This is a genomic window from Arthrobacter sp. R4-81, from assembly GCF_054792365.1.
Genome location: NZ_CP096445.1, coordinates 1,094,654 through 1,106,716, shown reverse-complemented (window position 1 = coordinate 1,106,716; position 12,063 = coordinate 1,094,654). Strand labels below are relative to the sequence as shown.

The window sequence follows — 12,063 nt, the reverse complement described above, 5'->3', positions numbered from 1 at the left end:
GGCAGAGTTATTCCATGGAAGCCGTTGGAGAACACGCCCCGAACCAGGCCACGCGCCTTGGGCTGTTCTCCAACGCCCGCTTCCACCAGGAATCAGCTTTTGCCGTTGCAGCCTCCAGCCTTCCCGGGTCCAGCCTTCCCGGGTCCAGGCTTCCGGGGTCCAGCCTTCCCGGGTCCAGCCTTCCAGGGTCCAGGCTTCCGGGGCGGGCGGCGCTGCGGGCAGTGCCGTCCGCCGCCGCATCCCAGCCAGGCGTGGTTCCGGAGGAGCGAGCCGTCCCCGCGACGCCGGCTTTGGACGGCGGCGTCTCCGGTGCGGTGGCGGCCAGTCTTGAGCTGTTAGGAACGGCGCAGACGACGGCCGCCGGTGAGCTCGCGCTGTCCGGCTTCACCGACGCGGCGGACTTCGCCGGCCAGGTCGAGGAACTCTCCCGCACCGTCGAATACCTCCAGGTCCTCGCCGCCGCAGCCGTGGACCGCACCCGCCAGGCAGCAGCCCGCCCTGTAACTGCCGGCGCTCAAACTGCCACGGGAGCCGCTTCCACGAACGGCTGGACTACCGGGTGGAGCCCGGAACCAGTCGGGACGGCATCTCCCGGGTCTGCCAGCCCTGTCGGGTCTTCCGGGTCTGCTGTGCCTGCCGGGGACGGGTGCCGGAACACCGCCGAATTCCTCCGCGCCAGGCTGAGGATCAGCGCCGTCGAAGCACGACGCCGCCTGGCCCTGGCCGCAGCGCTCGTACCCACCACCGGAATCACCGGCCAACCCATCCCGCCCGCCAGAGAAGAACTCGCCACCGCCCTCGCCGCCGGAACCATCCCCTCCCGCGCCGCGACCATCATCACCCTGGCCCTCGAACGCGCCCAACACATCGCAGACCCCCACACCCTGGCACGGATGGAACACGCCCTGACCCGCACCGCCGCCACCGAAGACCAGGACTTCCTGACCCGCATCACCCGCCGCTGGGCCGACGCGATCGACCAGGACGGCGCCGAACCCTCCGAAGAAGAACTCCGCCACCGCCAAGGAGCCTTCATCCGCCCCACCCGCCGCGGACTCCACCACCTCGAAATCTTCGCCACCACCGACCAATTCGAAAACCTCCTCACCGCCATGAACACCGCCACCAACCCCGCCTCCACACACCACCAGAACCCGGGACACCAGGAGCCACCGTTGGCGGAGCGACAGGAACACCTGCAGCTGCAACCGCGGCGGAGACAGGTGAGCGGGGAACCACAACGTCAGTGGACGGCGCAACCCGAGAGCCGGTAGCCCTGGACCGCCGGACCCGGCCCCAGCAACTCCTCGACGGCCTCATCGGAGCCTGCAAAACAGCCCTCACCACCACCAGCCTCCCCGCAGCCGGCGGCCTCAGACCCCAGATCATGGTCACCATCGACTACCGCGACCTCCTCACCCGCCTCCCCAACCCCACGCAGACAAGCGCCAGCACAAGCGCCCGCACCAGCGCCGACGATGAGACAGGCCCCGGAACCGGTTCCGGTTCGGGCACAGGCACGTTCGCGTTCACCGGGCCCGTGACCGCCTCCACCATCCGCAAAATCGCCTGCGACGCCGACATCATCCCCATCCTCCTCGGCAGCGAGGGCCGCATCCTGGACATCGGCCGCACCACCCGCATCTTCCCGCCCCACATCCGCAAAGCCATCACCGCCCGCGACCAAGGCTGCACCTTCCCCGGCTGCACCATCCCCGCCCCCTGGTGCGAAGCCCACCACACCACCTACTGGTCACACAACGGACCCACCAGCACCGAAAACGGCACCCTCCTCTGCACCCACCACCACCACCTCATCCACAAAGAACAATGGACCATCCACATGCCACACGGCATCCCCTGGTTCATCCCACCACCACACATCGACCCCACCCAACAACCCCGACAAAACCACTACTTCCACCAATAACCACGGAAGCCGAGCCAACAACCGGAAGTGGATCAAACGCGGGTGCAGCCGTCCTCCCGGTGACCGATGAGGGAGGGTTTACGGGGACACAAGAATGCCCCAAGCGGATCCCTCAATAATCCGGTTGGGGCAAACCTGCTTCGCTGCGCTGTTGCGTCAGCAGCTACGTCCGACGCCAAAGCGAGCCGTCATGGTTTGGCTACTTGCTGATAGCTGCCGCCATCTCGTCGACGGCCTTCTTTCCGGCTTCATCGGTGGACAGCCGGTCGAAAAGCACCTCCGAGGTGTAGCGTTTGACGATTTCCTGAATGGCTCCGGCTCCCTTCGGCGGCGGGGCCGGTGCTTCACCTAGCTCACCCTTGATCTGATCGATGAACTCCACCACCTTCACATCGGCGGGCGTCAGCTTGGGGGCGATCGCTTCGCGAACCTCTGAGTTGGGGTAAACGCCCCTGTCGGCAAGCAGCGCTTCGCCCGCTTTCACATCGTTTGCCAGGAAGTTGATGAACTTGGCCACTTCCTCCGGATGTTTGGTCCTGGATGAAGCGGACCAGAACTGAGAGGCCTTGTACCAGAGCTGGGCGTCGGATGCTGAACCGGTCTTTGACGGGAAACGCAGGACCTTCAGCTCACCTCCCGCAGCCTTTTCCAGTGCTGGCAGCTGATTGGACCACCAGAAAGCGAGGCCGTTCTTACCTGTAGCCAGACCACTCTGATCCAATGGCGCCGCTTCGGCTTCGACCACTTCTGCCGCTGACGGCACAGCCTTCTTTTCGCTCATCTGCTTGAGGAAGGCCCACCAATCGGCGATGTCGCTGGGCTCAAAGCCCAACTTTCCGTCCGAGGTATACAGGGACTTGCCATTCTGCCGCAGCCAGACGCCCAAGGAAGCCTCATCGGTTCCATAGGCCGCAGCCCCGTAAGTCCCCTTCGGCGATTTTTCGGTCACCTCGGCCGCGATCCGCTCGAAGTCCTCCCAGGTCCACTTGCTGTCGTCCGGAAGTTCAACTCCTGCAGCCTTGAAAACTGCCGGATTGGCAAGGATCGTGGCAGCATTAATGCCAGCCGCGATCCCTGTCAGTCCGTCTTCACTCTTACCCGCGTCCAGGGCAGCTTCGTCAAACTTGCTGGTATCGACGTCGTACTTGGAAAGGTCCAGGAGAGCTCCACGACTGGAGTATTCCGTAATGTACTTTTCGTCCATCTGGATGATGTCCGGGGCGTCATTTGCTGCCACCTGAGTGGCCAACTTGTCCCAGTAGCCGCTCCAGTCGCCATACTCGGCTTTGATCTTGATGCCCGGATTCTGAGCCTCAAACGCCTCAATTGCTGCCTGAGTGACCTGGGCCCGCTTGTCGCTTCCCCACCAGGAGAAGCGCAGCTCCACTGTTCCGTCAGCACCCTGCGGGGAACCTCCTCCGCCACAAGCAGTGAGGGCAAGTACGACGGCGGCAGCTGCGGCGGTTGCGCTTACGCGCCTGAATCTGCCGCTCCCCTTGGTATGAGTTGGTGTGGCTGCCTGACGAGAGGCACGAATGGAAAATAGCGGCACTTTGAAACTCCGATCTTCTTTGACCTGGAACGAATAAATGGGAAAACGCTTTCTCACTGAGAGTACAAGGTGAGTACTTGTATTACAAGTACTGGTCTTGACTCCGCCTGTAGCTGCGACAGACGCAGCTGGCGGCAACTTCTGGGCTACTTGATGCCTGTAGTGGCGATTCCCTTGATGAGGAATCGCTGCCCGAAGAGGAACACCAGGAAGACGGGGAGCAGGGAAACAATCGACATCGCGAACAGGGATCCCCAACTGGTGCTGGATTGCGAATCGACGAAAGCTCGCAGGGCAACAGGCACCGTAAACATGTCAGGATCCGTCAGGTAGATCAGGGCGCCGAAGAAGTCATTCCACGTCCAGATGAACGTAAAGATCGTGGTGGTGGCCAAGGCCGGCACCATGAGCGGCAGGATGACCCGAAGGAAGATGCGGGGGTGCCCGGCGCCGTCGATCCTTGCAGCCTCGTCCAGTTCCTTTGGAATGCCGCGGATGAACTGAACCATGAGGAAGATAAAGAAGGCGTCCGTGGCCAGCAGTTTCGGCACAATCAGAGGCCAGAAGGTGTTCACCCAGCCGATCTGCGAGAACAGGATGTACTGCGGCACGATCACCACATGGAAGGGGAGCATGATAGTCAGCAGCATGATGCCGAAGAACAGTTTCTTGCCGTTGAACTGCAGCCGCGCAAAGGCATAGGCGGCCATCGAACAGGAGATCAGGTTGCCCAGGATGGAGCCGACCACCACGATTGCCGAGTTGATCATGTAGTGACCGAAAGGGTGGGTCAGGGCTGACCAGCCATCCGTGTAGTTGCTCATTTCCAGGCTGTTGAGCCACAACCCCGGTTCCCGGAAGATCAGATCGTTGGGCCGTAGCGAGGAAACCACCATCCACACCAGCGGATAGATCATGAGTCCGCCGGCCAGGATCAGAATGGCGTGCTTGACCAATCCCTTGGTGCGGGCACTGCGGCTGAATGCCAGATTTCCCCTGGATTCGCGTGGGCGCTGCGGAGGCAACGGCTTGCTTCTGGAGTCGACGGCCTTGCTGTCCGCCACGGGAAGGGTCTGAATTTTAGTCATCGTAGAACACCCAATACTTAGCAGCGATGAAGTTGACGGCAGTAAATGCGCCGATGATTACCAGCAGGAACCAGGCCATGGCTGACGCATAGCCCATGTCGAACTGGCCAAAGCCCTTCTGGTAGAGGTACAGCGTGAAGAACATCGTGGAATCGGACGGCCCTCCATTGCCCCCGGAGACGATGAACGCCTGCGTAAAGGACTGGAATGACCCAATGATCTGCAGCACGAGGTTGAAGAAGATGATTGGGCTGAGCATCGGAAGCGTGATGCGCCAGAATTTTTGCAGAGTACTGGCCCCATCCACTTCCGCGGCTTCGTAGTACATATTGGGAATCTGGCGGAGGCCGGCGAGGAAGATGATCATGGGGGCACCGAAAGTCCACACATGCAGCAGGATGATGGAACCGAGGGCAGTGCTGGGGTCAGAGATCCATCCGGGCCCCTGGATGCCGACCATCGCGAGGGCCTGATTGACCAGCCCCGTGGTCCCGAAGATCTGCTTCCACAGGATAGCCACTGCCACCGAACCTCCCAGGAGGGACGGAAGATAGAACACAGACCGGTAGAACGGCAGTCCACGAAGCCCTTTGTCGAGCACCAACGCGATCAGCAGGGCGACCGCCAACTGCATGGGCACGCCCACCAGCACGTAGGTGAACGTGACACCGAGTGAATTATGGAGGCGGGCGTCGCTGAGCATCCTGGTGAAGTTATCCAGGCCCGTCCATTCAGGGGGCTGCAGCAGGTTGTAGTCAGTAAAGGAAAGGTACAGCGACATCAGCATCGGGCCGATAGTGATGGCAAGCAGTCCCACCAGCCACGGGAGCAGAAATATGTAGGCCGCCTTGTTATCCCGCCCATTCGCTTTTCTTTCGGCAGCCGAGACTGGCCCTTTGCGCCGGCTCAGTGAGGAAAGTTCACTGATCGCACTCATGGCGCCCCCTGCGCCATCATTGCGGAACAGGTGAGGCCCGGCAACGCCGCCCCCTGCATGCCATGTGTTGTCACGGCCATTTTGTCTCCTTTGTCATCGCGGCCCCGCTGGTTCACCGTGGGAAAGTCAGTCGGGACTTCCTCAACCGGCCGAAGCGTTCTCGTACCAAAGTAAACGCTTTCTTGACTCCTGTATAGCCTTTTGTTAGCTTTCGAGAAAGCGTTTTCTGTGGTCTGGATCACTGTAGAGCCATGAACGGGAAATCCACAAACGAGGGGTAGGACAATGAAGTTTGGTCTCGCGAGAACTTTCCTGTGCACTGTTGCGGCGGGGGCCGCCTCGGCACTTCTCTTCACCGGCTGCGGCTCCGGCTTATCTGCTGGCCAGGAAGGGACGGTTGAGAAGCCGGTGACCATCCGCTTTTCCTGGTGGGGTAACGACGCCCGGGCTAAAGCAACCCAGGAAGTCATCAAGGCTTTCGAGGCAGCAAACCCCACCATCAAGGTCGAAGGCGAGACCACAGAATTCAGCTCTTATTGGGACAAAATGGCTACCCAGATCGCAGGCGGAACCACTCCTGACATTTTCACGATGAGTGGCTCGTACCCGAGCGAATATGCCACCCGGGGTGTCCTCTTGGACCTTGAAAATGTCAAGGAGGAGATCGACACCTCCAGGTTTGCCGAGGGCACCCTCGAACTGGGGCAGATAGAAGGAAAGCAGTACACCGTCACCGCCGGCGTCAACGCGATGTCCATGGTCATCGACCCCAACGTCTTCAAGGCGGCCGGCGTCGAGCTTCCCGACGACGAAAAGTGGACTTGGGACGATTACGCGGGCATCGCTGAAAAAATCTCCAAGAACTCCCCGCAAGGCACCTTTGGCACCACCTCCATGGCCAACGATTCCTTCCTCGCCGTCTGGGCCCGCCAACATGGTGAAAAGCTATACGCAGACGACGGCAAGAAGCTAGCCATCAGCGAGGACACTGCCACCAAGTGGTTCGAGCTGAACAAGAAGCTCATGGAAACCGGTGGTGCACCCAGCGCTTCACAGACTGTTGAGGATGCATCTTCGCAGCCGGAGCAAACGCTTCTCGGGCAGGGCAAGCAGGGCATGAAGCTCTCTTGGAGCAACCAAATGATCTCCTACTCGGACGCCCCGCTGGAGATGCTCAAGCTTCCCGGAGAGTCGGCAAGGGGCGGAACGTGGCTGCGCAGCTCCATGGAATACGCCATCTCCTCAAAGTCGAAGCACCCCAAGGAAACCGCCAGGTTCCTGAACTTCCTGGTCAACAGCCCGGAAGCCGGCAAGCTGATCAAGACCGACCGTGGAATGCCCGCCAACACTGACACCAAGGCAGCCATAGAGCCATTGCTGAAGGAAGGGCAGAAAAAGGAGGCAGGCTACCTGGACCGGGTCGCGGAGATGAACCTTGAAGCTCCGCTGCCCTTCCCCGCCGGATCTTCCGCCACCATGGAAGTGTTGACACGCCAGAATACTGACGTGCTTTTCGGCAAGATCAGCCCGCGAGACGCCGCAAAGGCCCTGATCTCCGAGGTAAACCAGAACCTCGGCTAGCCGTGACTGCAGCCCTGTCTAAGGGCGTCCATCCAACCATTCGGAATCCTCTTGTCAGAGCACAAATCCCACCAGGCCAAGGCCCACCCAAGGCCCAGTGCAATTCCCGGTTATGAGGACTGGCCGGAATATGTCCGGGGAATCCTCCGTGGAACCGGGCTGCACCGCGCCCATTCCGCGGCCGCCCAAGAGCTCGCGAGTGCACTCGGGGTTCCTGAGTCTTCCGGCATCCCGGTTCCAGTGACGGAGTGGGAAGAAGAGTACGACGGCGTCATCACCTCTCAGCTCAGCTGGCAGTTGGGCTTTGGGCCCACCACCCGCGCCTGGTACCTGCGCCCCAGCGGAGTCACTGAGCCACTGCCCGGGATTCTGGCCATGCACTGCCACGGCGGCAACAAGTTCATCGGGGCGGAGCGGCTGGTGGAGCTTCCGGCTGGTCATCCATTGGCAGCAGCGTCCCGGATGGCCCACTATGACGGTCGAGGCCTGGCAAGAGAACTGGCCAAAAGCGGCTTCGCGGTTCTCGCCCACGACACCTTCGCTTGGGGCAGCCGCCGGTTCGACCTGGCCACGCCACCGTGGCGGACAGAGACGGCCCTGGAGGCGAGGCTTGCTCAGTGGCGGGAGGCCGGCGTCGTGCCTTCCGAAGCGGACCTGTACAACGCAGCGGCCGCCATTCATGAAGACACTGTGGCCAAGGCTGCCGGGCTGTTAGGGACGAGCTTCGCCGGTATGGTGGCCCACGACGACCTGGCAGCGTTGGAGATTCTGGCAGGGCTGCCCGGTGTGGCGTCCGACAGGCTGGGATGTATCGGTTTCTCTGGCGGCGGAGGCCGCTCTCTCACCCTTGCCGCATTGAGTCCACGGGTTCGGACGTACGTTGTCACGTGCATGATGACTACCTTCGATTCCCTGGTTCCTGCCTACCTTGATGCCCACTCCTGGCTGTTGCAGACACCGGGCCTTCGGCGCCTCGGTGACTGGCCTGAGCTGGCTGCGCGTTCCTCTGCGGATAGCTTGCTGGTTCAGTACGCCTTGGCTGACGAGCTGTTTCCAGAGGAGGGAATGCGCGATTCCCACGCGCAGCTGCTAGCGCTGGAGATGGCCAGCCATTACAGAGGAAGCTTTTGGCCGGGCGGGCATGAGTTCACGGTTTCGATGCAGGAGGAAGCAATTCAATTCCTGCAGGACACGCTGAATTGTCCGCCCGCGATCGAGGGATAGCCTGCCTCGGGAGCCCCGTCCAATCAAGGGACGAAAGCTGCACCCACCAAACGAGAAACCGTTTTCTGAGCTACTCTTACAGACAGAGAATGCTTCAGCTTCAACATCAAGGACCAGGTCATGACTGAAACGACCACGGGGACAAGCCGTCCGGAAACTGCCCTCTCCGAAACCGCCCCCTCCCGGAACGTATCCCCCGCTCGAATCGCCCTCGTAGGCGCCCACGGTTACGGGCTGCACCATCTGGATAACCTGCAACGGCTTCGGGCCGGAGGCTTGGTGGAGCTCGTGGCAGTAGCCGATCCAAATCCCCCCGCGGCAGGAACTCTGGGCAAGGCTGTGGGTGTTTACAGCTCGTTGGACGAACTGCTCAGCACTGGCCCCGTTCCCGATGTGGTTATCCTCGCGACCCCTATCCAGACCCACGCCCCACTTGCCCTCGCAGCGATTGCTGCCGGTGCCGACGTGTACATGGAGAAGCCTCCTGTGGGGTCGATGGCCCAATTCGATGCCGTCCTGGCAGCAGCGGAACAAGCCGGCAGCCTGGTACAGGTGGGATTCCAGAGCCTGGGCTCCCATGCACTTCCTGCCATAGAGCGCCTCATTGCATCGGGAGAGATAGGCGAAGTCCGGAGCGTGGGCGCAGAGGGAACGTGGGTGCGGAACCTCGCTTACTTCAAACGCTCCCGCTGGGCCGGAAAGCGCAGCCTGGAGGGCACCGATGTTGTGGACGGCGTGGCCACGAATGCCCTCGCTCACGCAGTGGCCACGGCACTGAGCATCGCCGCCGCTCATACGACAGCCGACGTCGCTTCTGTTGAGACGGACCTCTACCACGCTCACAACACCGAAAGCGATGACACCTCCGTCATCCGGGTGCGCACGTCTGCCGGGACGCTCGTGCTCTGCGCGTTGACATTGTGTGCGGACGAGCAAACCGCTCCTTCCATCACCGTCTTCGGGACACAGGGCAAGGCTGAGCTCTTTTACACGGAGGACCGTTTGGCGATCACCACTCCCGACGGCGAGCGCAGCGAAACTTTCCCGCGAACAGACCTGCTGGAGAACCTGCTTGAAGCACGTCGAACCGGCGCTGCCCTGCTAAGCCCGTTGAAAGGAACCGGAGCGTTTATGACTGTGCTGGAGGCTATCCGTACAGCAGAGCCACCGTTGCCAATCGGCGCCGCCCATGTGACGTGGGAGGGCGACGGCGACGCCGCCCATCCGGTGATCCATAACATCCGGGCACTTATCCGCCGCGCAGTCCTTTCGCAGTCGACCTTCAGTGAGCTCGGCGCCGCCTGGGCCAGGCCTGCTGAAAAGGCCGGCGTAAAGCTCATCCTGGACGGGAGCACCCTGGCTGTCGAAAATGATGGCGGCAACATTATGCCCACCTCCTCCCCACGTCCCTATCTTCATCCGGTGGCCACACGCTCGGGGACGGTGGTGACAGATCACCTTCCGGAGGACCATGTGTGGCACCTCGGCGCAGGGGTGGCAATCCAGGATGTAGACGGCGTCAATTTCTGGGGCGGGCGGACCTATACCCGGCAGGCCGGCGCATACGTTTGGCGGCCCGATCATGGCCGGATCGTCATCACCTCTACGGAACAGGCTGAAGGATCGCTGACTGAGAATCTCGAGTGGCTTGCACCGGACGGGCAGGCTGTCCTCCGCGAACGACGCGAGTGGAACTGGGCCGCCGTCGACCCCCAAACGTGGCTTTTGAGCCTTAGCTTCACCCTCTCTCCTGCCGGCGACCGGCCAGTCCGTCTGGGGAGTCCCGGGTCAAACGGACGGCACGAGGGTGGTTACGGCGGGTTTTTCTGGCGCTTGCCCTCTGGCGAAAACGTCGAGGTGCGCACGGCCAGCGGCTCCGGCGAAGCAACGGTGCACGGGAGTGTCTCACCATGGTTGGCATGGAGCGCCGATGTAGGCGGCAAAGCGGCCACTCTTGTCTTCGTATCAGCCCAGGGCTCTGCGGACCCCTGGTTCGTCAGGGTCTCGGGTTATCCGGGGGTCGGCCAGGCCCTGGCTTGGGAACAACCAGTGATAGCAAGTGCCGGTGACCCTGTTGAACGGAGTGTCACAGTGCTCGTGGCCGACGGACGCCTGGACACCTCCGAGATCCAACATCTCATCGACTCCCTGGGGGACAACTCATGAACAAGGTAATCATTGACTCCACGGGTCCGAATACTTCGGCTGTGGAAACGTCAGCCTCGGAAGCGTCAGCACCGGCCAGATCGACGGAGAACACGTCGACTCCCCCGGGGAACGCAGAAGACCGAGAGGTCAAAAGACGGCGCGTGCTGGACATCATGGACGGCGCAGGGACGGACTCCCTGCTGCTAACGAGCAACACCTCGCTCTGCTGGTACCTGGACGGCAGCCGCATGCACATCAGCCTCGCGGGAGCCCCGATCGCAGCGGTGCTCGTGACGCGCAGCGGCGATCATCTGGTGACGTTCAATAACGAGGCCGAGCGAATGGCCGCCGAGGAAGTGCCCCGCGGGGTATCTGTGCATGCTGCTCCCTGGCACGGTTCCCTCGAAGCCGTCGCGCGAGAATTGGCTGGCCGCAACCCCTTGGCCGAGTCCGAAGTTGCAGCACAGTTGCGGGGCGCCCGCCAGGCCTTCCTCCCGGCCGAAAGTGCCCGCTACGCCCAGCTCAACGCGGACACGGCTGCAATCCTGACTGATGTCCTCTCGCGTGCCACTCCCGGGACAACCGAATTCGAAATCGCCGCCCAGCTTGCCAGCCGGATTGTGGCGATGGGCGCGGAACCCCTGGTGCTTCTCTGTAACGGGACCAGCCGCAGCGAGTTCCGGCACCCTCTTCCCACCCATAGCCCTTTGGGCCGCAGGGCGATGGCAGTGGTATGCGCCCGGCGGAACGGCCTTGTTGCCAACGTCACCCGCTGGGTCAGGTTCCACGGCGGCACTCCCGCCGAGCTCGACGCCGAGTCCCGCCTTATGGCTGTTGAAGCGGATATCTTTGATGCGACGGTTCCCGGGGTCAGGCTGAACAGCATTTTTCGGGAGATCCAAAGGTCGTATGCACGGCATGGCTTTGGACCGGATCAATGGACACTGCATCACCAAGGAGGTGTGGCCGGCTATGCGGGGCGCGATCCCCGGGCTACCGCAGCCACGGAGGACGAAGTAGTCCTGAATCAGACGTTTACATGGAATCCCTCCGGGCCGGGCGTCAAGATTGAGGACACAGTGCAATTGATCGAATCAGGGATCGCCATCCTGAGTGTTGATCCGCGTTGGCCCACAACGTCAATCAACGGACTGCAAAGGCCCCTGACGCTGGAACTGTAGAGGAGGCTGCAGCTTTAGGAACCCGGCGCGGTTTTGGACGTAAGAATTGTTCTACGCTGACGAGAACCACACATGGTTCGGGTCCATGTTTGGCTGCTCCACACGCTGCGGGCCGGCTGCTGCCTGAGCCTTGGGCGGATCAGCCAGCACCACATCCAGCGCCTCAACGTCCAGGAGGCGCCGCGTTCCCGATGTGAGGTCTTCCATCCAGAAAAGCCCGGTGGACGGAAGCACTCTTGTCACCCGGCCGCGGTGAAACAACCTGCCTTTGTGCCACGCCTCGATGTCATCACCTGCTGAGAGCTCCGCGCAGTCCCGGACACGCACCTTCCCTTGCCCTGCCATGGTCATTCCTCCCCTGAAGCCGCATCACTAGGTTCCATCAGCATGGCGTACCGACGTTGCTGCTTCGTTTCCGAAAC

The 12,063-nt window shown here is 61.8% G+C and carries 10 protein-coding genes; 6 read left to right on the top strand and 4 right to left on the bottom strand.

The genetic code is table 11. From position 1 onward, the window contains the following. The first annotated feature begins 14 nt into the window (after window positions 1–14). On the top strand, window positions 15–1,274 hold the full coding sequence (locus M1E05_RS05180) for a DUF222 domain-containing protein (RefSeq protein ID WP_461164656.1): 1,260 nt from the start codon (window positions 15–17) through the stop codon (window positions 1,272–1,274). Continuing rightward, on the top strand, window positions 1,247–1,930 hold the full coding sequence (locus tag M1E05_RS05175; protein ID WP_461164655.1) for an HNH endonuclease signature motif containing protein: 684 nt from the start codon (window positions 1,247–1,249) through the stop codon (window positions 1,928–1,930). Before M1E05_RS05180 ends, M1E05_RS05175 begins: the two co-directional genes overlap by 28 nt. A gap of 199 nt (window positions 1,931–2,129) precedes the next feature. Here the strand turns inward: M1E05_RS05175 and M1E05_RS05170 are convergent, their stop codons facing one another. The 3 genes from M1E05_RS05170 to M1E05_RS05160 form a co-directional block, all read right to left on the bottom strand. Continuing rightward, the gene (locus tag M1E05_RS05170; protein ID WP_458111841.1) at window positions 2,130–3,482 is read right to left on the bottom strand and encodes an ABC transporter substrate-binding protein; all 1,353 of its coding nucleotides are present in this window, start codon (window positions 3,480–3,482) and stop codon (window positions 2,130–2,132) included. A 146-nt stretch (window positions 3,483–3,628) separates the two neighbouring features. Then, window positions 3,629–4,570: a carbohydrate ABC transporter permease gene (locus tag M1E05_RS05165; protein WP_461164654.1), complete on the bottom strand. Its 942-nt coding sequence runs from the start codon at window positions 4,568–4,570 to the stop codon at window positions 3,629–3,631. Next, window positions 4,563–5,507, bottom strand: coding sequence for a carbohydrate ABC transporter permease (locus tag M1E05_RS05160; protein ID WP_458111843.1), 945 nt, complete (start codon window positions 5,505–5,507; stop codon window positions 4,563–4,565). The genes M1E05_RS05165 and M1E05_RS05160 overlap by 8 nt, the downstream gene beginning before the upstream one ends. A 285-nt stretch (window positions 5,508–5,792) precedes the next feature. Here M1E05_RS05160 and M1E05_RS05155 point away from each other — a divergent pair, with 285 nt between their 5' ends. From M1E05_RS05155 to M1E05_RS05140, 4 genes are all read left to right on the top strand, one after another. Then, window positions 5,793–7,088: an ABC transporter substrate-binding protein gene (locus tag M1E05_RS05155; RefSeq protein ID WP_461164653.1), complete on the top strand. Its 1,296-nt coding sequence runs from the start codon at window positions 5,793–5,795 to the stop codon at window positions 7,086–7,088. Window positions 7,089–7,139: 51 nt separating this feature from the next. Further along, a complete protein-coding gene (locus tag M1E05_RS05150; protein WP_461164652.1) occupies window positions 7,140–8,312 on the top strand; it encodes a dienelactone hydrolase family protein in 1,173 nt (390 codons plus the stop codon). A gap of 120 nt (window positions 8,313–8,432) precedes the next feature. Next, window positions 8,433–10,478: a DUF6807 family protein gene (locus M1E05_RS05145; protein WP_461164651.1), complete on the top strand. Its 2,046-nt coding sequence runs from the start codon at window positions 8,433–8,435 to the stop codon at window positions 10,476–10,478. 155 nt (window positions 10,479–10,633) lie between these two features. Beyond that, window positions 10,634–11,641 carry a M24 family metallopeptidase gene (locus M1E05_RS05140; RefSeq protein WP_461165191.1) on the top strand — a complete coding sequence of 336 codons (1,008 nt, stop codon included), beginning with the start codon at window positions 10,634–10,636 and terminating at the stop codon, window positions 11,639–11,641. A 51-nt stretch (window positions 11,642–11,692) separates the two neighbouring features. On the opposite strand, the gene M1E05_RS05135 is transcribed toward M1E05_RS05140, so the two are convergent. Next, entirely contained in the window at window positions 11,693–11,986 is a 294-nt protein-coding gene (locus tag M1E05_RS05135) for a hypothetical protein (RefSeq protein WP_458111847.1), read from the bottom strand. Between the last annotated feature and the right edge of the window lie 77 nt (window positions 11,987–12,063).

Excerpts from the sequence above, each read along its gene's own strand:
- M1E05_RS05180 (WP_461164656.1), top strand. The coding sequence starts at position 15 with ATGGAAGCCGTTGGAGAACACGCCCCGAACCAGGCCACGCGCCTTGGG.
- M1E05_RS05165 (WP_461164654.1), bottom strand. The coding sequence starts at position 4,570 with ATGACTAAAATTCAGACCCTTCCCGTGGCGGACAGCAAGGCCGTCGAC.
- M1E05_RS05160 (WP_458111843.1), bottom strand. The coding sequence starts at position 5,507 with ATGAGTGCGATCAGTGAACTTTCCTCACTGAGCCGGCGCAAAGGGCCA.
- M1E05_RS05155 (WP_461164653.1), top strand. The coding sequence starts at position 5,793 with ATGAAGTTTGGTCTCGCGAGAACTTTCCTGTGCACTGTTGCGGCGGGG.
- M1E05_RS05145 (WP_461164651.1), top strand. The coding sequence starts at position 8,433 with ATGACTGAAACGACCACGGGGACAAGCCGTCCGGAAACTGCCCTCTCC.
- M1E05_RS05140 (WP_461165191.1), top strand. The coding sequence starts at position 10,634 with ATGGACGGCGCAGGGACGGACTCCCTGCTGCTAACGAGCAACACCTCG.
- M1E05_RS05135 (WP_458111847.1), bottom strand. The coding sequence starts at position 11,986 with ATGGCAGGGCAAGGGAAGGTGCGTGTCCGGGACTGCGCGGAGCTCTCA.